Annotated in this window: 17 protein-coding genes; 13 read left to right on the top strand and 4 right to left on the bottom strand. The window is 68.5% G+C overall.

From position 1 onward, the window contains the following. Positions 1-42: 42 nt before the first annotated feature. The 5 genes from G7Y85_RS14630 to G7Y85_RS14610 all read left to right on the top strand — a co-directional run bounded on the left by G7Y85_RS14630 (position 43) and on the right by G7Y85_RS14610 (position 5,591). Positions 43-1,287, top strand: a complete 1,245-nt coding sequence (locus G7Y85_RS14630; RefSeq protein WP_174839783.1) for an alkaline phosphatase family protein — start codon at positions 43-45, stop codon at positions 1,285-1,287. A gap of 10 nt (positions 1,288-1,297) precedes the next feature. Beyond that, positions 1,298-2,950 carry an Aq_1262 family (lipo)protein gene (locus tag G7Y85_RS14625; RefSeq protein ID WP_166258629.1) on the top strand — a complete coding sequence of 551 codons (1,653 nt, stop codon included), beginning with the start codon at positions 1,298-1,300 and terminating at the stop codon, positions 2,948-2,950. A 142-nt stretch (positions 2,951-3,092) separates the two neighbouring features. Beyond that, positions 3,093-3,782 carry a heavy metal response regulator transcription factor gene (locus G7Y85_RS14620; protein WP_166258626.1) on the top strand — a complete coding sequence of 230 codons (690 nt, stop codon included), beginning with the start codon at positions 3,093-3,095 and terminating at the stop codon, positions 3,780-3,782. Then, complete coding sequence (locus G7Y85_RS14615; protein WP_166258623.1) at positions 3,779-5,140, top strand: heavy metal sensor histidine kinase; 1,362 nt, start codon at positions 3,779-3,781, stop codon at positions 5,138-5,140. Before G7Y85_RS14620 ends, G7Y85_RS14615 begins: the two co-directional genes overlap by 4 nt. Before the next feature lie 133 nt (positions 5,141-5,273). Continuing rightward, complete coding sequence (locus tag G7Y85_RS14610) at positions 5,274-5,591, top strand: high-potential iron-sulfur protein (protein ID WP_166258620.1); 318 nt, start codon at positions 5,274-5,276, stop codon at positions 5,589-5,591. A gap of 69 nt (positions 5,592-5,660) precedes the next feature. Here G7Y85_RS14610 and G7Y85_RS14605 read toward each other — a convergent pair whose 3' ends face one another. Beyond that, positions 5,661-6,605 (bottom strand): oxygenase MpaB family protein, encoded by a 945-nt coding sequence (locus G7Y85_RS14605; RefSeq protein WP_166258617.1) that lies wholly within the window; start codon positions 6,603-6,605, stop codon positions 5,661-5,663. A gap of 74 nt (positions 6,606-6,679) precedes the next feature. Here G7Y85_RS14605 and G7Y85_RS14600 point away from each other — a divergent pair, with 74 nt between their 5' ends. From G7Y85_RS14600 to G7Y85_RS14570, 7 genes are all read left to right on the top strand, one after another. Beyond that, positions 6,680-7,696, top strand: a complete 1,017-nt coding sequence (locus tag G7Y85_RS14600; protein ID WP_166258614.1) for a hydrolase — start codon at positions 6,680-6,682, stop codon at positions 7,694-7,696. Positions 7,697-7,859: 163 nt separating this feature from the next. Next, positions 7,860-9,110, top strand: a complete 1,251-nt coding sequence (locus G7Y85_RS14595; RefSeq protein ID WP_166258611.1) for an SDR family oxidoreductase — start codon at positions 7,860-7,862, stop codon at positions 9,108-9,110. A gap of 25 nt (positions 9,111-9,135) precedes the next feature. Beyond that, positions 9,136-10,290 (top strand): ABC transporter permease, encoded by a 1,155-nt coding sequence (locus tag G7Y85_RS14590; protein WP_166258608.1) that lies wholly within the window; start codon positions 9,136-9,138, stop codon positions 10,288-10,290. Beyond that, positions 10,287-11,000 carry an ABC transporter ATP-binding protein gene (locus G7Y85_RS14585; RefSeq protein ID WP_166258605.1) on the top strand — a complete coding sequence of 238 codons (714 nt, stop codon included), beginning with the start codon at positions 10,287-10,289 and terminating at the stop codon, positions 10,998-11,000. Before G7Y85_RS14590 ends, G7Y85_RS14585 begins: the two co-directional genes overlap by 4 nt. Positions 11,001-11,002: 2 nt before the next feature. Beyond that, complete coding sequence (locus G7Y85_RS14580) at positions 11,003-11,929, top strand: efflux RND transporter periplasmic adaptor subunit (protein WP_166258602.1); 927 nt, start codon at positions 11,003-11,005, stop codon at positions 11,927-11,929. Further along, entirely contained in the window at positions 11,926-13,347 is a 1,422-nt protein-coding gene (locus G7Y85_RS14575; RefSeq protein ID WP_166258599.1) for a TolC family protein, read from the top strand. Before G7Y85_RS14580 ends, G7Y85_RS14575 begins: the two co-directional genes overlap by 4 nt. Then, positions 13,344-14,333 (top strand): cupin-like domain-containing protein, encoded by a 990-nt coding sequence (locus G7Y85_RS14570; RefSeq protein ID WP_166258596.1) that lies wholly within the window; start codon positions 13,344-13,346, stop codon positions 14,331-14,333. The genes G7Y85_RS14575 and G7Y85_RS14570 overlap by 4 nt, the downstream gene beginning before the upstream one ends. Before the next feature lie 18 nt (positions 14,334-14,351). On the opposite strand, the gene G7Y85_RS14565 is transcribed toward G7Y85_RS14570, so the two are convergent. Beyond that, positions 14,352-15,635, bottom strand: a complete 1,284-nt coding sequence (locus tag G7Y85_RS14565; protein ID WP_166258593.1) for an SAM-dependent methyltransferase — start codon at positions 15,633-15,635, stop codon at positions 14,352-14,354. 145 nt (positions 15,636-15,780) lie between these two features. Here G7Y85_RS14565 and G7Y85_RS14560 point away from each other — a divergent pair, with 145 nt between their 5' ends. Then, positions 15,781-16,881, top strand: coding sequence for a glycosyltransferase (locus tag G7Y85_RS14560; RefSeq protein WP_166258591.1), 1,101 nt, complete (start codon positions 15,781-15,783; stop codon positions 16,879-16,881). On the opposite strand, the gene G7Y85_RS14555 is transcribed toward G7Y85_RS14560, so the two are convergent. Both G7Y85_RS14555 and G7Y85_RS14550 read right to left on the bottom strand, forming a co-directional pair. Next, positions 16,865-18,121, bottom strand: a complete 1,257-nt coding sequence (locus G7Y85_RS14555) for a CDP-glycerol glycerophosphotransferase family protein (protein WP_174839782.1) — start codon at positions 18,119-18,121, stop codon at positions 16,865-16,867. The two genes, G7Y85_RS14560 and G7Y85_RS14555, sit on opposite strands and share 17 nt — an antisense overlap. A 182-nt stretch (positions 18,122-18,303) precedes the next feature. Next, positions 18,304-19,059 carry a COG4705 family protein gene (locus G7Y85_RS14550; RefSeq protein ID WP_166258588.1) on the bottom strand — a complete coding sequence of 252 codons (756 nt, stop codon included), beginning with the start codon at positions 19,057-19,059 and terminating at the stop codon, positions 18,304-18,306. Between the last annotated feature and the right edge of the window lie 383 nt (positions 19,060-19,442).

Genomic DNA, 19,442 nt, shown 5'->3' with positions numbered 1-19,442 from the left:
GTCATCATGGGTGCCCGTCGCCCCGATCCAGTGTCGATAGCCATGCCTCTTCGTTCGAATTTCCTTGCCCTCGCGGGCCTCGCAGGTCTTGTGCTGCTGGCTGCCTGCGGCAGCAGCGATCGGGCGTCCGGCGGTGGCGGCGCGCAAAGCGGCCAGATCGGTCATGTGTTCCTGATCGTGCTCGAGAACAAGAGTTATGACCTGAGCTTCGGCGCGGACACTGCCGCGCCCTATCTCGGCAAGCAGCTGCCGACGCAGGGCGTGCTGCTGCAGAACTACTACGGGGTCGGCCACAACAGCCTCGACAACTACATCGCGATGATCAGCGGCCAGGCACCGAACCTGTCGACGCAGGCCGATTGCCCGACGCTGTCGGACTTCGCGACCTCGGCGCTGGTGCTCAAGGGCCAGATCGTCGGTGCCGGCTGCATCTACCCGAGCAACATCCCGTCGCTCGCCGATGAGCTCAGCAGTGCCGGCATCAGCTGGAAAGGCTACATGCAGGACATGGGCAACGATCCGAGCCGCTACGATCCGGCGCTCGCCGTGTCCGACACGCGCCCGCAGGGGCCGCGCACCTGCGGGCACGGCACGATCGGCAGTGTCGATCAGACGCAGTCGGCGTCGGCGACCGATCAGTACGCGACGCGCCATGATCCGTTCATGTATTTCCACAACATCATCGACGACCAGGAATACTGCGACGAGCACGTCGTCAATCTCGACGACGCCTTCGTCGACGATCTCGGCAAGGTCGACACCACGCCGGCCTTCAGTTTCATCACGCCGAATCTCTGCGACGACGGTCACGACGCCAATTGTGCGAACGGCGACGTCGGCGGTCTGACCGGCATCGATCGCTTCCTGCAGCAATGGGTGCCGGTGATTCTCGGCTCGGCGGCGTTCAAGAAGGACGGCCTGCTGATCATCACCTACGACGAGTCGACCAATTTCACCGACGACAGCACCGCCTGCTGCGGCGAGAAGGGCACGGTTTCGCAGCTGCTGCTGCAGGGCGGCATCACGGGGCCGGGCGGCGGCCGCGTCGGCGCCGTGCTGATCTCGCCGTTCATCAAGCCGGGCACGGTTTCGACGCAGGCCTACAACCACTATTCGCTGTTGCGCAGCATTGCCGACATCTTCGGCGTCGCCTATCTCGGCCACGCCGCCGACGGCGACACCAGCGGCGGCGCGGCCTGCGATCACGACCAGCAGCCGTGCAGCTTCGGCAGCGACGTCTACACACGCGAGCTGCCGACGTTCCCGGCGCGTCCGGCATCGAGCTGACAGCCGGCGCATGAGCGGCGCGCATCCGCGCTGGCGCGCCGCGACCCTGGTCGCCGTCGGGCTGCTGCTGGCCGGCTGCGAATCGCACTACGATCCGCTCGCGGCGGCGCGCGTCGAGAAGGCGCGCGCCCACATCGGCAACGTGCTCGCGCACATCCCGCCACAGTGCTACACGCAGACTGACGGCGTCGCCAATCCCTGCTGGGTCTGCCATACCGCGAAGAACAATCGCAATGCGGCCGACGACTGGCAGCTGCAGGCGCAGTATCAGCTCAATCCGATCGGCCGCACGAATCACTGGACCCATCTGTTCGTCGATCGTCGCCAGGCGATCGCCGCACAGCGCGATGCCGACACCCTGACCTACGTGCGCCACGACAACTACGCGCCACTGCGCGCGGCGCTGCAGCGCCTGCCCGAAAAACAGCGGCCGCGCTGGGTGCCGGACCTCGATCTCGAAGCCGGCTTCGACGCCGACGGTTTCGCGCGCGACGGCAGCGCCTGGCGCGCGTTCCGCTACAAGCCGTTTCCGGGCACGTTCTGGCCGACCAACGGTGCGACCGATGACGTGATGATCCGCCTGCCGGCGGCGTTCCGGCAGCGCGCCGACGGCAGCAAGGCAGCGGCGATCTACCGCATCAATCTGGCGATCGTCGAAGCCGCGATCGCAGTGCCGGACACGCGCCCCGACGCCGCGCTCGATCTGCCGACCGAGCCGCTCGACGAGCGCGCCGCCGGCTTCGATCTCGACGGCGACGGGCGCCTCGCGATCGCGACACGCATCCATGCGCTGCCGGCGCACTACGCGGGTGCGGCTGCCGGCGTCGCGGTCCGGCGCTACGCCTATCCGCTCGGCACCGAGTTCATGCACGGCGTCTACTACCTTGATCCGCAGGCGCCGGGCATGCGCGCGCGGCGCCTCAAGGAGCTGCGCTACGCACGCAAGATCTTCGAGCTCGACGATGTGCATCTGCAGCGCCAGTACGATCTCGACGCGCAGGAGCAGCAGACCGGCGGCTGGCCGTATTTCGGCGGCGACGCCTTCAGCGGCATCTTCGACGAATACGGCTGGCAGCTGCAGGCCTACATCGAACGGGCCGACGGTCGTTTGCGCCTGCAGACGCGCGAGGAGCAGATGTACTGCATGGGTTGCCACAGCGGCATCGGCATCACCGTCGACGGCAGCTTCAGCCTGCCGCGCAAGCTGCCCGGCGCCGCCGGCTGGGGCGAGCAGGATCTGGCCGGCATGGTCGACGCACCGCAGGCCGGCAGCGACGAGCCGGAATACCAGCGCTATCTGCGCCGCACCGGCGGCGGTGACGAGTATCGGGCCAACGCGGAAATGCTCGCACGTTTCTTCCCGCGCGGCCGCTTCGACGCCGGCGCCGCGCAGGCCGCGGCGCCCGGCGGCGGTGGCGATCTGCGCAGCATCATCCTGCCGTCGCCGCAGCGGGCGCTGCTGCTCGACAAGGCCTATCGCGCGCTGGTGCGCGAACAGGATTTCGCGCTCGGCCGCGATGCCTTGCCGGAACCGGCGCTACATGTGCATCGCAAGATCGACGGCGCCGAAACCGGTCTGCGCGAGCAGGACGGCCACGTCTACAAGGACGGCCGGATCTGGCTGGACTGGCCGCAGGCCGCAACCGCCACGCCGCGCGGATGACGGCGCTGTCAGGCGGCGGTCAGTGCCGCGTTCGGCGCGCCCCGCTAGAGTGCGGCATGGCTGCACGCTGCGCGCAGCCGACGCCCCTGACGGCGCGCGCCGCCGAGGCGGATCGTGCCATCGCCAGCCGGAAATCGTCGCCGTGAAAATCCTCATCGTCGAAGACGAAAACAAGACCGCCGACTACCTGCAGCGCGGTCTGTCCGAGCAGGGCTATGTCGTCGAACTTGCACACAACGGCCCGGACGGTCAGCACTACGCGCTGCAATACGAATACGACCTGATCATTCTCGACGTGATGCTGCCCGGCGCCGACGGCTTTTCGGTGCTGCGCGCGATCCGCGCCGCCAAGCAGACGCCGGTGATCATGCTGACCGCACGCGATCGCGTCGATGATCGCGTCAAGGGCTTGCGCGAAGGCGCCGACGACTATCTCGTCAAGCCGTTCTCGTTCATCGAACTGCTCGCGCGCCTGCAGGCGATCGCGCGTCGCGGGCGCGGCCAGGACCCGATGCAGATCGGCGTCGGCGATCTGCAGATCGATCTGCTCAGCCGCCGCGCGCTGCGTGACGGCAAGCGCCTCGATCTGACCGCCAAGGAGTTCGCGCTGCTGGCGACGCTGGCGCGCCGGCAGGGCGAGATCATTTCCAAGACCGTGATCGCCGAGCAGGTCTGGGACGTCAATTTCGAAAGCAATGCCAACGTCGTCGAGGTCGCGATCAAGCGCCTGCGCGCGAAGATCGACGCGCCGTTCCGGCACAAGCTGCTGCACACGATCCGCGGCATGGGCTACGTGCTCGAAGCGCGCGACGAGGACGCGGAACTCGAATGAGACCGCGCTCGATCGCCTGGCGGCTGTCGGCGATGTTCGCCGCGGTGGCGATGCTGATCTTCGCGCTGGTCGGCGTCGCGCTGCAGCGTGTTCTGCAGAGCGAACTCGATCGCCAGCAGCGCAGCGAGCTGGAGACCAAGTCGCGCTTCGGCGAACAGCTGATCGAGCACTGCAAGGGTCCGGACAAGTGGCATTTCGTGCAGGCGCGCTTCGACGGTCTGATGGCCGGGCAGGACAGCACGCAGTTCTGGGTGCTGAGCGACGATCCGCGCTTCACCTACGGCAACAGCGACACGCTGGCGGCGCTGCAGCCGGCGCCGGTGGCCGAAGGTTTCAGCGACAGTACGCGCCGGCAGCGGCCGCTGCGCAGTCTCGTGCGCCGGATCGCCGCCGACGAGCAGCGGCCGGCGGTGCGCCTGATCGTCGCGATCGATCCCTCGCCGTACCGGCACACGTTGCGCACTTTCGCGATCGCGCTGGCGCTGCTGTCGACGCTCGGCGTGACGCTGGCCGCGGTGCTCGGGCACTGGGTCGCGCGCCTCGGCCTGGCGCCGCTGGCGCGCCTGTCGCGCGAGGCGCAGGGCCTGAGTCCGCGCCAGCTTTCGCAGCGCCTGAGATTGGCGCCGCTGCCGCCGGAGCTGTCGGAGCTGTCGCATTCGTTCAACGGCGCGCTCGACCGGCTCGAACAGGCCTATCTGCAGCTGCAGGCGTTCAACGCCGATGTCGCGCACGAGCTGCGCACGCCGCTGACCAATCTGATCGGCCAGACCGAAGTCGCGCTGGCCCGGCCGCGCAGCGCCGACGACTTCGCCGAAGTGCTGCATTCGAACCTCGAGGAACTGGACCGTCTGCGCGGCATCATCAACGACATGCTGTTTCTCGCGCGCGCCGATCAGGGCGAACGTGCCGAGCGGCGCGAGCCGCGATCACTGGCCGCCGAAGTCGGCAAGGCGATCGAGTTCATGGAGGTCGTGCTCGACGAGGCCGGCATGACGGTGCGCATCGACGGCGACGCGCAGCTCGGCATCGAGACCGCGCTGTTCCGTCGCGCGATCACCAATCTGCTGCAGAACGCGGTGCAGTATTCATCGCCGGGTGCGGCGATCGGCGTCGCCATCGAGGCGATTCCCGGCGGCGCGCGGGTCGCGGTCAGCAATGCCGGCGCCGCGATCGAGGAAGCGCACATCGGCCGTCTGTTCGATCGTTTCTATCGCGTCGACCCGTCGCGCGGCAGTGATGGTGCGAGCCATGGCCTGGGGCTGGCGATCGTCAAGGCAGTCGCCACCATGCACAGCGGCATCGTCTTCGCGCGCAGCTGCGACGGCATCAACACGATCGGCTTCACGCTGGTCCACTGAATCGCCGCAACGTGCGGCGACGTGCAGCGAAACCGTCAATGAGAACGGTTCCGTCATCACCGGCCGAACGGCGGCATCATGCCCGCACCTCACACCACCACGTTCAGCGCCTTGCGCCAACAGGAGACGGGTCATGTCCAGCCAGTACGATCGTCGCGATTTTCTGAAACTCACCGCCGGCACGCTCGCTGCCGCCGCCGGTGTCGGTCTCGTCGGCACCGCCAGCGCGCAGGAAAAGCTGACGACCAGTGATCCGACCGCGACCGCGCTGCACTACACCGAGGACGCGGCGACCACCAAGGAAGCGACGCACAAGGCCGGCAGCCATTGCGCGAACTGCGCGCTGTATCAGGCGGCGGCCGAGAAGAACGGCTACGCGCCCTGCGGTGCCTTCGGCGGCAAGCTGGTCGCGTCCAAGGGCTGGTGCGCGGCCTGGACGCAGAAGAGCTGAGGCGTCCGGCAAGGCGCGGCGGGCACGTCCGGACGACGTTGCCCGCCGCGCCTTTTTCATGTCCGGGCTTCAGGCAGGCTCGTCGGGAAAACGGGCGAGCAGTGCCGGCTGCAGACCCATGCGGCGACAGGCGCGCGCGGCAATGCCGTTGGCAAGTGCGGCGCGCAGGGTCGGTGCGGCCAGGCGCAGGCTGCGCGCCGCGATGCGATCGCGTTGCCGGCGCAGACGGCCGCGACCCATCAGCGCACAGGCCCAGTCCGGCAGCAGCGCCGCGCCGGCGCCGAGCATGACGCTGCGCAAGGCCGGATTGCCCGGCACTTGCAGATCGACGTTTTCAAGCACGCGCAGGACTTCGCGCGAGCGTTCGGAATACTGCAGCGTCGGCAGCAGGCGTGTGAAATACGCCTCGATCTGCTGCGCGCTGCGTGGCACGCCGCGCGCACCCAGCGCCTCGGCGACGCGCGCGGTTTCGTCGAAGTAGCGATCGCGCCAGGCCGGCGCGAGATCGCTGCGGTGATAGCGCTGGTAGCCGGCGAGAAAGCTCGCCATCTCGGTGACATGCACCCAGGTCAGCAGCTCCGGATCGTCGGCGGTGTACGGCTGCCCGTCGGGCGCCGTGCCGTGCACTCGTGAATGGATGGTTTTCACCTGCGCGATCAGCGTTTCGGCGACCGCGCGCGGCGCAAAGCTGGTGCCGGACACGAAGGCCGTGGTGCGCCGCAGGCGTCCGAGCAGATCGTCGCGGAAGTTCGAGTGATCCCAGACGCCGGCGAGGGCGTGCGGCTGCAGGGTCTGCAGCATGAGTGCGCAGATGCCGCCGCTGATCATGCCGGGGAAGTCGCTGTGTATGCGCCAGGTCACGCTGTCCGGACCGAACAGGCCGGCGTCGCCGGGCGGCGTGTCGTAGTCGAGGGTCGGTCCCTGCGGGCCGGCGATCACGCCGACCACGCGCCGGCGCAGCGGCTCGTGCCAGAAGCGGCCGATGCCGCGCAGCGATGGCGGAGTTGTCTTCATGTTGCCGATTCAAGCACAGCGGCGTGGCCCCGCGGTGATACCGCCGTGTCACGGCCGCTGTTTACAATCCGCGCATGGGCAACACCGGCAGCGCGGCGCACGGCCGCATCATCGACAGCGAATTCCGTCCGCACCGCTGGTTGCGCGGTCCGCACGCGCAGACCGTCGTGCCGACGCTGCTGCGGCCGTCACCGAAGCTGGCGTTCGACATCGAGACCCTGGAACTGGCGGACGGCGATTTCGTGCGCATCGGCTGGGCCGGACGCGAGCAGCGCGGACAGCGCGTCGCGGTGCTCGTGCATGGCCTGACCGGCGGCTTCCAGTCCAAGTATCTGCGCGGCCTCGCGCAGCTGTTGATCGCCGCCGGCTGGCGCGTCGCCGCGCTCGAACTGCGTGGCGGTGGCGAGACGCCGAATCGCCTGCCGCGCAACTACCACCACGGCGACACCGCCGATCTGCGCCATCTCTGGCGTCTGCTGTGCGAGCGCGATCCGACGGCGCGGCTCGCCGCAGTCGGCTGGTCGCTCGGTGCCAATGTGCTGCTCAAGGCGCTCGGCGAGGAGGGCGCGAACGCGCCGATCGAGGCCGCAGCCGCAGCTTCGGCCCCGTTCCTGCTCGAGCCCTGCGCGCGCAAGCTCGACAGCGGCTTCTCGCGGGTCTACCAGCGGCGACTGCTGCGCGATCTCAAGCAGATCGTCGGTCGCAAGTATCCGCCGCTCGCGGCGCCGGAAGGCGTCGATCTGCCGGCGATGCGACGCGCCCGAAATTTCATCGAATTCGACGACGCGTATACCGCGCCGCTGCACGGCTTTCGCGATGCGCGCGATTACTACGCGCGCTGCGAAAGCGCGCCGTTCCTGAAGACGATTGCGCGACCGACGCTGGTCATCAACGCGGTCGACGATCCGTTCCTGGCGCGCAACATCCTGCCGAAAGTCGAGGCGCTGGCGCCGGACGTGACGCTGGAGCTGACGCGTCGCGGCGGTCATGTCGGCTTCATCGCCGCCGGTCCGCGCGGCCGTCTGTCGTACTGGCTGGAGACGCGCATCGCCAGCTGGCTCGAACAGGTGATGCCGCCGGCGCCGCGCTGAGCCGGCGCCGACCAGGTCCGACCGAAGCTCGCCGCGAGCCGCAACGGCTCGCCGGTCGTCGGCGCCCTTGCGACGGTCGTCGAAATATCGCATCCGCCTAATAGTCTGCTAACGCGCGGCGGATTTACTGCCGGACATCCCCTGTAGGGCCCGAGGGCCTGCGATGTCCAAGACCATCAGCGCGACACGAATCGATCCCCAGGCAAGAACACCCACGCTGCCCGCGGTGCCGGTCGCGGCGACGACCAGCCTGCAGCCGCGACGATTGCGACAGTTCGAGCGCGACTCCACGAACGCGTCGGCGCTGGCGCCGACCACGACACTGATCACCGGTGCGACCGGCTTCATCGGCGGCGCCTGTGCCGTGGAAGCGCTGGCGGCCGGCCGCGTCGACGAGTTGCTGTTTCTGGTGCGCGCAGCGAGCGCTGCGGAGGGCCTGCAGCGCGTGCGCCAGTCGCTGTTGCGCTTCGCGCCGCCCGGCCCTTTGCTTGAACGACTGAGCGAACGGCAGATCGTGCTTGGCGATCTCGCCGATGTCGACGGCTTTGCCGCCGACCCGCGTCTTGATCGCGTCACCCACGTGCTCAACTGCGCGGCAGTGGCATCGTTCGGCGACCATCCCGGCATCTGGCCTGTCAACGTCGTCGGCACGGTCGCGTTCGCGCGGCGCATGGCACGCGACAAGCGCCTGCGGCGCTTCGTCCACATCGGAACGGCGATGGCCTGCGGCACCGGCATGGTCTCCCCGGTCGTCGAGGCCGGACTGTCCGACGCCGAGGCACGGCATCTGGTGCCGTACACCGAGTCCAAGGCGGAAGCCGAACGGCAGATGCGCACGATCGAAAACCTGCCGCTGGTGGTGGCGCGCCCGTCGATCGTCGTCGGTCACACGCAGCTCGGCTGCAAGCCGTCGACCAGCATCTTCTGGGTGTTCCGCATGGCCCACGATCTCGGCCACTGGATGTGCGATCTCGACGAAACGGTCGACGTCGTGCCGGTCGACTACTGCGCCAGGGCCTTGCTGCTGCTGCTGTTCAAGCCGCAGATCGCCAATGACCTCTATCACATCTCGGCAGGCGGCGGCAGCGCGACGTTCCGCGAGATCGAAAAGGCGATGGCCGAGGCGCGCGGCATTCCCTCGCTCGGCTCGAACTTCCGGCACATCAGCGAACAGGACATTCCGTCCATCGTCCCGGAGTTCAAGGCGCGGCTCGGCATCTGCAACCGCCGTCTGGTGGTCAAGGCGATGAAGCTGTACGGCGGGTTCGCGCGGCTCAACTACCAGTTCGACAACCAGCGCCTGATCGCCGAAGGCCTTGCGCCGCCGCCCTCGTTTCCCGGTTACATCCGGCAGTGCATCGCCAGCACCGAAGGTCTGTCCCTGCTCGATCAGATGATGGACGACTTCAAATGACGCGGCCCGCGGATCGGCGCAGGCCTTGCTGACGGATCTGCCGTGGGTGTCCGGATCGCTGGCGCGCGCAACGCTGGTTCATGACTGGCGCCGCTTCCTGCCGGCGATCCTGTCGGTCGCCTTTGCCGGCGTGCTGATGCTCGTGCAGCTCGGGCTGCTGACCGGCATGTTCGGCACCGTCACGGTGCTGGTCGACAGCATTCCGGCACAGCTCTGGGTGACGGCGCCGGCCACGCGCAGCGTCGACGAGACGGCGGACATTCCGGTCTCGCTGGCGGCGTTGATCCGCAGCGATCCGGACATTCTCGCCAGTGACGTGCTGTCCTTGCGTGACGCCAGCTGGCGGTCGGCCGACGGCCAGCGCGTTGCGGTGACGCTGGTTGCGCTCTCGGCGGAAGCCGGCGCGCCGGTCTGTCCCGAACCGATGCGCACGCAGTGCCCGATGTTGGCCAGTCCGGGCAGCGTCGCGGTCGACCGCAGCGAAGCGGACAAGCTCGGGGCGGTGCCCGGCGCCTCGGCCGAGATCGACGGCCATCGCGTGCGGGTGGTGGCCCTGAGCGACGGCATGCGCAGCATCGGCACCACTTACGTCTTCACCTCGCGGCAGACGCTCGACGACCTGCAGGCGGGTGATGCGCAGGCGGCCGATCACACGAGTTTCGTGCTGGGCCGGATCGCGGCCGGCAGCGATGCCGGCCGTGTGCGCGACGATCTGCGCAAGTTGCTGCCGCGAACCACCGCGCGCGTCTGGACGCGCGCGCAGCTGTCGCGTGACTCCCGGCACTTCTGGCTGCGCGAATCCGGCGTCGGCGCCGGCTTCCTGTTCTCGACGACGCTCGGTCTGCTGATCGCCATCGTCATCACCAGCCAGTGCCTGCGTGGCGTGATCCTCGGCCAGCTGCGCGAGTACGCGGTGCTGCGTGCCATGGGCATTCCAACCCGGCGTCTGGCGCTGGTCGTGGTCGAACAGGCCGCCTGGATCGGTGCCGTCGGCACCGTGGTGATGTGGTATGTCGTGATCGCCGTCGCGGCGCTGGCACAGCGGTGCTACGTGCCATTCACGCTCAGTCGCGGCGGCTTGCTGGTTGCCGGCGGCATCGGGCTGGCAACGGCGATCGGTTCGGGACTGCTGGCGCTGCGCGGCCTGTATCGCGTCGAGCCGGCCGAGCTCCTGCGATGAAGGCCTGTCCCGACGTGCCGGCGACGCTGTCCGCGCACGGACTGAGTCACGCCTATGGCCGCGGCGCGACGCGTGCGCCCGTGCTGCGCGAGCTTGCGCTGCGCTTCCTGCCGGGCCAGATGACGCTGGTGATGGGCGCCTCCGGTTCCGGCAAGTCCACGCTGCTGGCGGCATTGGGCGGTCTGCTGCGCCCGGATGCCGGCGAGGTCAAATTCGGCGCGAACTCGCTCTGGGGCCTCGCGCCGAGCCTGCTCGAACAACTGCGCAAGCGCGAATTCGCCTACGTCTTTCAGGGCTTCAACCTGTTCTCCGCGCTGACTGCGATCGAGCAGGTTGCGCTGCCGCTGCGCCTCGATGGGGAAGTGCGCGCCGCGGCGCGGAGCCGTGCCGAACAGGCGCTCGCCGAGGTCGGCCTGGACCGTCATCTGCATCTTCGTCCGGCCGAACTGTCGGGCGGCGAGAAGCAGCGCGTAGCGATTGCGAGGGCGCTGGTGAAGCACCCTTCGGTGCTGTTCGCCGACGAGCCGACCAGCGCACTCGACAGCCTCAACGGCGAACGCGTCATCCGTCTGCTGCGCGAGCTGACGCGCCGTCACGGCACCACGATCGTCGCGGTGACGCACGATCCGCGACTGAAGCCTCACGCCGACTGCATCGTCAATCTCTGCGATGGCGTGGCGGTCGCCGAGCGCCAGGGCGCGGCATCCTGAGCATGCGCCTGCGCATCTCCCGAGGCGGCGCCCTGTTGCTGGCGATTCTCGCGATCGTCCTGTTGCCGCTGCTGTTCGTGTTCCGGCCGACACCGCACCCCGCGTCCGCGTCGCCGCCGACCGCTGCCGCCGGCAACCCGGTGGTGGCAGCTGCGCCCGGTCGGGTCGATGTCGAAGGGGGCACCCGCCACCTGGCGCTGCAACTCGATGGTGTGGTGAGCGAGGTTGCGCCGTTCGACGAAGGCGCCGTGTTGCCTGCCGGAGCGGTGCTGCTGCGCCTCGACGATCGTCAGTCGTACGCCGAACAACAGGCGGCGGCGCTGGACGTCCAGCGCCTGCAGCTCGGCGTCGATCTGCTGCAGGGCCAGCTGCGCCTCGCCGAACAACAGCTGTCGAGGCTGCAGCCGCTTGTTGCGCAACAGGCGGAACCCGCCGATGTCCTGCGTCAGGCCGAGGCGCAGTCAAGGCAGCTTGCGGGGGATCTGGCGCAGGCGCGAATCGCGCTGGAGGCCGGCCGGCTGCACCAGAAAATGCTGGCGATGCAGCAGGCCCAGCACCAGCTGCTCGCGCCGGAAGCCGGCCGGGTCCTGCGCATCGACGTGCATCCGGGCGAGAGCGTGAGTCGCGGCACGCCGGTGGTCTGGTTCGCGCCGGCGGCGCCGTTGATCGTTCATGCCGAACTGGACGAGCGTCTGCTCGCACGCGTGCACGTCGGCATGCCGGCCGAGGTCGAGACCGAATACGGCAGCGGTCATGTCGTCCAGGCGCAGCTCGCGCGCATCGCCGCGCACGTCGGTCCGGCGCGCTTGCCCGCGGACGGCGAGGCGGTGACCGACGACAACCGTGTCGTTGACTGCACGCTCGAACTTCGCGACGCCGACTTCCTGCTCGGTCAGCGCGTGATCGTGCGTTTCCTGAGCGGGACATGAGGCGTGCCGCCCGCATGATGCACGCGGTGCTGCCGGCGCTGCTGGCGGCCTGTGCCGTCACCGCGCCGACGGTGGCCCCGCCGCCGCCCGTCGCGCCGACGCCGGACCCGGCCGACGCCGCGTTCTGGGCGCGCTTCGGCAGCCCGGTGCTGCTCGATCTGCAGCAGCAGCTGCTGCGCGAAAATCCGGATTTGCTGATCGCCCGCCAGCGGCTGCTGATCGCGAACGACGCGGTGCAGCTGGCCGACGCCGGGCAGCGGCCGTCGCTCGGCTTTCATGCCGGGCCGGTCGATACCACGGCGACCAGCCTCGCCGACCGTGGCGGTGCCCGGCCCGAAGCCTTCGAGCTCGGTTTCCAGGCCAGCTACGAGCTCGATCTCTGGGGGCGTCTGGCCAGACTCGGCGATGCCGCCAGAGCCGAGGCGCTCGCCGCCGGTGCCGATGCCGATGCCTTGCGCATTGCCACGCAGTGCCTGCTGGCCCGCCGCGTCTTCGATCTCGCGCGTGACGAGCAGATGCTGCCGCTGCTGCAGCAACGGCAGGTGCTGGCCGCGGAACGGGCGCAACTGCAGGGTCTGCGTCTGCACGCGGGGCGCATCGATGCGCAGACGCTGGCCGATGCCGAATCGCAGTCGAGCGAGGCGCAGTCGGCGCTGGCAAACGGCACGGCGCAGCAGCGTGGCGACGAGGCGCGGCTCGCGCTGCTGTTCGGCGAGTCGGCGCGGGACGATCACTCGCCGCTGGCGCCCTTGCAGAGCATGATCCGTCTGCCCGAGGTTCCGGCCGATCTGCCGTCGACCTTGCTGGAGCGGCGCCCGGATGTACGTGCCGCGGCAGCGCGCCTGGCAGCGGCGCGCGATCGCGACGCGGCCGATCGCGCGCTGCGCTTCCCGCAGATCCGCCTGACGGCCGCCCTCGGCGTCGCGACCGATGTGCTGCATCGCGCTGCGCACGGCGCGATCGCGCTGTTCGGCTTCGGGCCGGAAGTGGATCTGCCGATCTACGACGGTGGCGCGACGGCGGCGCGGATCGACAGCCGCGATCACGAACTGGCGATCGCCGAAATCGAATATCGCCAGGCCGGCATCGCCGCGTTTGCCGACGTCGAACACGCCCTGCAGCTGCGAGACACGGCGGCGAGCGCACTGCGCGACGCGAGCGCGGCGCGGCAGCGCAGCGACGCCGCGCAACAGGCACTGCAGCTGGAACTGGAGCAGGGTCGCCGCAGCCGGCTCGATGCCATCGAGGCGCGGCTGCAGTCGCTCGATGCCGAGCAGCGCGTGCTGGACAGCTATCGCGCGCAGCTCGACAGCAGCCTGGCGCTGTTCGAGGCATTGGGTGGCGCCTGGCCGCTCGACCGGCACCCGGCGCTCTCATCTTCGGCAGCAGAAATTCCACTCATCAGGATGTCGGCATGAACGTCTATCGCGGTCCGCAGTTTCGGCAGGTGCAGCAGCTGCAATGGCAGGACGTCGAGGCCGACGGCGGCTTTCGCGGCGGCAATCGCCCGGTGCTGATCAAGGGCGCGCTCAGGAACTGGCCGGCGTCGCGCAACTGGACGTTCGAACGGCTCGCCGAGTTGCGGCGCTCCGATGGTTCGGAGCCGGTGACCAGTTTCCAGAACGGCCTGGTCGAACAGGGAGTGACGCGCGAGCCGGTGATCCAGGCGACCGCGCCCTATCTGCGTCGGCTGGCGGCGCTCGCGGCGCACACGCGTGCGACCGACATCGATCAAATCGGCCTGTTGCCGAACTGGCGGCGGCAGCAACTGGCGGGCGACGCCAGCTTCGAGCTGGATTGGGGCTACCTGCAACGCCTGCCGGCCGACGAGGTCTATCTCGCGCAGTGGTACATCCTCAAGGAGTTTCCGCAGCTGCGTGCCGACTTCGAGATCCGCCAGCTCTGGCCCGGCCTGCGCTGGACCTGGGAATACACGTTCATCGGCCCCGCGCACACCGTCACCGGTCTGCACTACGACTTTCCCAACAACTGGTTCTGCCAGGTCAGCGGCGTCAAGGAGTTCCTGCTGTTTCCGCCGGATCAGAACGAGCACCTGTGCCGCTCGCGCAAGTACGACTGGGGCGCCACGCTCAGCGACATCGACATCACGCGGCTCGCGCAGCAGCCGCGCGAGCGCGAGCAGTTCGCGCGCGCCAGGGGTCTTTATGCACGGGTCGAGGCAGGCGATGCGCTGTACGTTCCGAGCAAGACCTGGCACGCCGTCGTCGCGCTCGAACCGTCGATCAGCCTCGCGGTGTTCGGGCTGACGCCGTGGGAGATTCTCGTCGGCGGTGCGCCGTCACAGACGCGTGCATTGCTGCACTGGCTGCGGCTCTACCGGCACGGCAACTGCACCTGTCACCGAATGACGGCCGCCGGCAGCGCACGGCCGCTGATCGAGTAGCGGCGGCGGCGCGGCGGATCAGCTGCCGATCGCGCGCAGGCGTGATGTCGCCGCGTCCGGTGCGTGCACGAGCTGCTCGCGGGCCCTGAGTCGCGCTTCCTGGGCGGCGATGTAGTCGCGCGTCAGCGGTACCGTGTCGTTGCGCGGCGCGAGCAGCACCTGGAAGACGACGATGTCGTCGTAGCGGAACACGGTTTCGCAGAACGCGAGGTAGTACTCCCACATGCGGCAGAAGCGTTCGTCGCCGAGGGCGAGCGCAAGCGCCGAGTGGCGTGCGGCCGCGAAACGCTCGCGCCATGCGCGCAGGGTCGAGGCGTAGTGCAGGCGCAGCACCTCGATGTCGCTGACCACGAGTCCGGAGGCTTCGATCGCCGGCATCATCTGCGACAGCGCGGGCACGTAGCCGCCGGGAAAGATGTATTTGTCCAGCCAGGGATCGGCGTGCGCGGGGACGCCGGTGCAGCCGATGGTGTGCAGCAGCATGATGCCGTCGTCTTTCAGCAGGCGGCGCGCGTGACGGAAGTAGGTCTCGTACGACGCCGGCCCGACGTGCTCGAACATGCCGACCGAGACGATGCGGTCGAAACTGCCCTGCATCTCGCGGTAGTCGGTGAGGCTGAAGCCGACGCGGTCATCCAGGCCCTGTTGCCGGGCGCGCGTGGCGGCGGTCTTGAGCTGCTCCTGCGACAGGGTGATGCCGGCCACCTTGCCGGCTTCGGCAATCCCGGCGAGATACAGGGCGAGCCCGCCCCAGCCACAGCCGATGTCGAGCACGCTGTGTCCGGGCTCGACGTTCAGCTTGGCCGTGATGTGGCGTTTCTTCGCGAGCTGCGCGGCTTCGAGACTTTGCTGCGGATGCTCGAAATAGGCGCAGGAGTACTGGCGATCGTCGTCGAGGAACAGCTCGTAGAGCGCGTCGCCGAGATCGTAGTGGTGGGCGACATTGCGCTGCGAACGCTCGCGGTCGTTGCGCGGCCGGCGACGCCGGCGCGCGAAGCGGATGCGGTCGAACAGCGCGAGCCACGGCGAGACCTGCGCATGGCGGGCGTTGTCGACCAGCAGCGCGAGCAGCTCGTAGAGCGTGCCGCGCTCGACCAGCAGGCGACCCTGCATGTACAGCTCGCCGAAGCGCAGCTCCGGATCGAGCAACAATGACCACTGCGCGCGTCGATCGGCGAAGCGCACGGTGACGGCGGCCGACGAACCGTCGCCCACCGTGAAGCGTGTGCCGCTGGCGCTGACGACTTCGAGGGCGCCGCGCGAGACCAGGCCATTCAGGCTGGAGCGAAGCAGGAAATCCATGGCGATTTTCCGGGACTGCAGAGGGGATTTCGCGAGCACCGGATCGGCTGCCCGCAGCGAGTCGTTTCGCGGGATCGGCAAACGGTTAGCATGGCGGCCGAACTTTCCGGCGCCGGCCGCCGAAACGCGGCGACACTCGCACGACATGCACATTCACTACCTGATCAACGGACTGAACGGCGGCGGCGCCGCATTTCCGATTCCCGATCTCGTTGCGCGGATGCGCGCTCGCGGCCACAGCGTGCGCGTGCTGGCTCTGAGTCTGCAGGACGGCAAGTCCTGTGCGCGTCTGGATCGTGCCGGCATCGAGTGGCAGGTGCTGGGTCGTACGCGCAACGACTGGATCGGCGCGGCGCGGGCCCTGTTCGCCGAGATCCGCCGCGATCGTCCCGATCTGATCTGGACCTCGCTGACCGGCGGCACGCTCTATGGCCAGATCGCCGGCGCGCGTTTCGGCATTCCGGTCGTCAGCTGGCAGCACAATGCGTATCTGCGCGCCGGCAATCGCCGCATGCTGCGCCTTACGAAGTCGCTGACCGGCCTCTGGGTGGCCGATTCGCAGAGCGTGGCCGATTTCACGGTGCAGGAACTGGGAGTCGATCCGGCGCGCGTCCTGCAATGGCCGATCTTCCGTGCGCGCGCCGATGTTGCCCAGGCGGCGCCGGCCGCTGCCGGTGCGCGGCTGCGCATCGGCAGCCTCGGCCGTCTGCACGTCAACAAGCGCTATGGCGATCTGCTCGACGCGATTGCCTTGCTGCGGGCGCGCGATCCGGCGCTGTTCGCAGGTCTGGAATTCGTCATCGGCGGCAGCGGCGATCAGCATGAGGCTCTGCTCGCCAGGTCGCGTCGTCTGAAGCTCGACAATGTGCGATTCGCCGGCTTCATCGAGGACACCGAAGCGTTTCTCGCGAGCCTGCAGGGCTACATCCAGACCTCGCATCACGAAGGCATGTGCATCGCCGCGCACGAGGCCATGCAGGCTGGCGTGCCGGTGATCGCAACCGCCGTCGGCGAACTGCAGCACAGCGTCGTCGACGGCCGTACCGGCTGGTTGTGCGCGGTCGGTGACATCGACGGCATGAGCGTCGCGTTGCAGGCTCTGGCGCAGGACCCGTTGCGTGCCGCGCAGCTGGGACGCGCCGGCCGCGAACGGCTGCTGGCGCGTTTCGGCGAGCAGGCCTTTGCGGGCGCCGGCGATATCGTGCTGACGCGCGCCGAGGCGCTGCTCGTCAATACGCGGGGCTGACGGCGACCGCGGCACTGCGGGTCGCCAGTTGCGTGGCGGCGAAGCATTCGATGGCCTCGGCGGCGCGCTGCGCCGACGGCGTGCCGTTGAGATCGAAGCTGTACTCGAACAGACGGCGCTGCACGGGCAGGTAGTCGGCGTGGGTGGCGAACACCTCATCGATGCTGGCTTCCAGATGCTGCGCGCTGCCAAGCACGGGGCCGGCATGCCAGTGCTGATAGTTGTTGTCCTCGCGCCAGTCGGTGTCGTGCGAATCGAGAAAGGCGCAGGGCCGCGGATCGAGCAGGAATTCGTAGACCTGGCTGCTGGCGTCGCCCAGGTAGAGATCGGCGGCGCGGGTGTAGCTCATGTTGCAGCTGTTTGCGCTGCCGGTGTCGATCAGCATGTGCGCGCAGTTGCGGTAGCGTTCGGGGATGCGGCCCGGCCAGTCGAGGCGCAGACGATCGAGCGAGACCTGCACGCGCTTGCTGAACAGCATGACGTGCGGCGCGAAAATCAGGTTGTACTTGTCGGACTGGTAGAACGCTTCGAGCACCGCGAGCCCGTCGCGGTACCAGGAGGACAGGCGCGGCGAGCAGTGCGGGTTGTACAGCACGGTGGGCCGATCGTTGTCGAACAGCTTCGGCCGTGCCGTTCCCGCGTGCATGTCGAACTTGGGATAGCCGACGATGCGGTACCCGCCCGGTTTGAGCAGCCCGGCGCGCTGCAGGCGGTCGGCGATCTTCTGCCCGGACACCAGCACCATGTCGAATTTGCCGCTGGCGCGGTCGAAGCCGACTTCGCGGTCGCCGGCGCCGTGGCGGGTGTGGACCATCTTCAGCGACTTCAGGCCGAAGTGCGTGCGCAGCAGCAGGCTGGTCTTTTCCGGGACGACGAGCAGGTCCAGCGTGCGGAAGGTCGCCAGATTGCCGAGCAGCATGGTGATCCGCGAGAACGGCATGATGCCGTCCAGGGCGCGTGCGATCGGGCGCAGCCAGCGCGGCAGGTGCAGCAGGCGGATATCCGCCTGCGCCAGCCCGTAGCGCGCGGCGGCGCACTGCAGATAGTCGAGCTGGGCCTGGCTGGACGCCAGCAGGGTGACGTCCATCTGCGTCGAGCGGCGGATCAGTTCGAAGGCGATCGGTGCGCTATGGGCAATCTGGTGCAGCTGATCGTGATTGAACAGAAAGCCACAGCGCGGCGCCTTCGGAGCGGTCTCCGATGCCGTACCCGGGCTCGCCACTGGACCATCCGCGCGCATCGTTGCTGCTCCGAACCTGAATCAGGTGCAGCAGCTTGGGTATCACACATTACGTCAACATTAGGAGAATCAGGCAATCCGGAGACAGCAGGCCGTCGTGTCGTGTCCGGCCGTCACGCCGCCGGTATCGAGTCATCGGCGATGGTCGCAGCTGCGGGTTTCATGAAATGGGGCCCGCCGGCCTAATGGGCCTGTTTTGCGGCTCGCTGCCGGAAAATCAGGATGCAGGCCGCCATGAACAGGAACAGCACGGCCGACGCCGTATAGCGGCTCAAGGCGAGTCCGCCGGCGGCCTGCGGCTTGTCGAGGAAGTCGCCGACCACCGCGCCGAGCGGGCGGGTGAGAATGAACGCAGTCCAGAACAGGATGGTGTGCGACACGGTCGACCACCAGTAGGCGGCAAGGACCAGCGCCAGCAGCAGGCTGAACACCATGGCGCCGCCCGCATAGCCCAGCCCGGCGCTGTCGGCCGTCCAGTCGCCGAGTGCGGTGCCCAGGGTTTGCGAAAACATGATGGTCAGCCAGTAGAACAGTTCGGCGCTGCGCGAGGTGATCGAACGGATGGATACCGTGCCGAGCGTGCGGTGCCAGACCAGCAGGGAGCTCGCAAGCAGAGCCAGCAGGAGCGCAGAGCCGCCGGCGTAGCCGATGCCCAGGGAGCGGTCCGCAAAGTCGGCCAGGGTCGTGCCGACCGTTGTCGTGGCGACGATCGTCGTCCAGTAAAGCCAGGGCTTGAAGCCTGCTGCCGACATCTGGGCGAGAACGCTGACGAGGAAGACGGCGCCGAAGATGCCGGTGCTGAGCAGGTATCCGAGGTGCATCGACATCGAAACCGCGTCGCCGCCGGTTTCGCCCAGCGTCGTCGCGGCGATCTTGACCAGCCAGAACATCAGCGTGACTTCCGGAACCTTGGTGCTGCCGGCGACGGTCCGGTTCATGGTGCGTTCCCGGTGCTTGCCGCGCAGTCCTCGAAGTTGACGCCGAGTCCGCCCCGCCAGCGCCGCTCGCTGCCGGTTCGCGGATGCGCGGAAAACTGCGCGGAGTCCTGGGCCTGGGTCGGCTGCTTCATGATGTTCGATGAATGATGGGGCGGCCGCGCCGATCACGGCGGGACGCTGAGTGGCAGGCATGATCGACGAACGACGATCGCGGCCGCCGCTGCGGGCGTTTCAAGACGCAGAGCATCGGCCGTGAATCTTAGTGGAGTATTAGGGCCTGTAAACGTCATGGCAATCGCTGCGGCGGAGGTCGTTTTGGCGCAGGGCAAGGCGCCAGCCGCGCCGCCTGGTGGCACCAGGCAAGCGGCTCGTGCCTTGCCTGG

Origin of the sequence: Solimonas terrae, assembly GCF_011067135.1 — a bacterium.
In the GTDB taxonomy this organism is placed as follows: domain Bacteria; phylum Pseudomonadota; class Gammaproteobacteria; order Nevskiales; family Nevskiaceae; genus Solimonas; species Solimonas terrae.
The sequence above is the reverse complement of the archived record's forward strand: the minus strand, read 5'-3'. Positions and strand labels throughout refer to the sequence as shown.

Excerpts from the sequence above, each read along its gene's own strand:
- G7Y85_RS14630 (WP_174839783.1), top strand. The coding sequence starts at position 43 with ATGCCTCTTCGTTCGAATTTCCTTGCCCTCGCGGGCCTCGCAGGTCTT.
- G7Y85_RS14625 (WP_166258629.1), top strand. The coding sequence starts at position 1,298 with ATGAGCGGCGCGCATCCGCGCTGGCGCGCCGCGACCCTGGTCGCCGTC.
- G7Y85_RS14615 (WP_166258623.1), top strand. The coding sequence starts at position 3,779 with ATGAGACCGCGCTCGATCGCCTGGCGGCTGTCGGCGATGTTCGCCGCG.
- G7Y85_RS14610 (WP_166258620.1), top strand. The coding sequence starts at position 5,274 with ATGTCCAGCCAGTACGATCGTCGCGATTTTCTGAAACTCACCGCCGGC.
- G7Y85_RS14605 (WP_166258617.1), bottom strand. The coding sequence starts at position 6,605 with ATGAAGACAACTCCGCCATCGCTGCGCGGCATCGGCCGCTTCTGGCAC.
- G7Y85_RS14600 (WP_166258614.1), top strand. The coding sequence starts at position 6,680 with ATGGGCAACACCGGCAGCGCGGCGCACGGCCGCATCATCGACAGCGAA.
- G7Y85_RS14595 (WP_166258611.1), top strand. The coding sequence starts at position 7,860 with ATGTCCAAGACCATCAGCGCGACACGAATCGATCCCCAGGCAAGAACA.
- G7Y85_RS14585 (WP_166258605.1), top strand. The coding sequence starts at position 10,287 with ATGAAGGCCTGTCCCGACGTGCCGGCGACGCTGTCCGCGCACGGACTG.
- G7Y85_RS14580 (WP_166258602.1), top strand. The coding sequence starts at position 11,003 with ATGCGCCTGCGCATCTCCCGAGGCGGCGCCCTGTTGCTGGCGATTCTC.
- G7Y85_RS14575 (WP_166258599.1), top strand. The coding sequence starts at position 11,926 with ATGAGGCGTGCCGCCCGCATGATGCACGCGGTGCTGCCGGCGCTGCTG.
- G7Y85_RS14570 (WP_166258596.1), top strand. The coding sequence starts at position 13,344 with ATGAACGTCTATCGCGGTCCGCAGTTTCGGCAGGTGCAGCAGCTGCAA.
- G7Y85_RS14565 (WP_166258593.1), bottom strand. The coding sequence starts at position 15,635 with ATGGATTTCCTGCTTCGCTCCAGCCTGAATGGCCTGGTCTCGCGCGGC.
- G7Y85_RS14560 (WP_166258591.1), top strand. The coding sequence starts at position 15,781 with ATGCACATTCACTACCTGATCAACGGACTGAACGGCGGCGGCGCCGCA.
- G7Y85_RS14555 (WP_174839782.1), bottom strand. The coding sequence starts at position 18,121 with ATGCGCGCGGATGGTCCAGTGGCGAGCCCGGGTACGGCATCGGAGACC.
- G7Y85_RS14550 (WP_166258588.1), bottom strand. The coding sequence starts at position 19,059 with ATGAACCGGACCGTCGCCGGCAGCACCAAGGTTCCGGAAGTCACGCTG.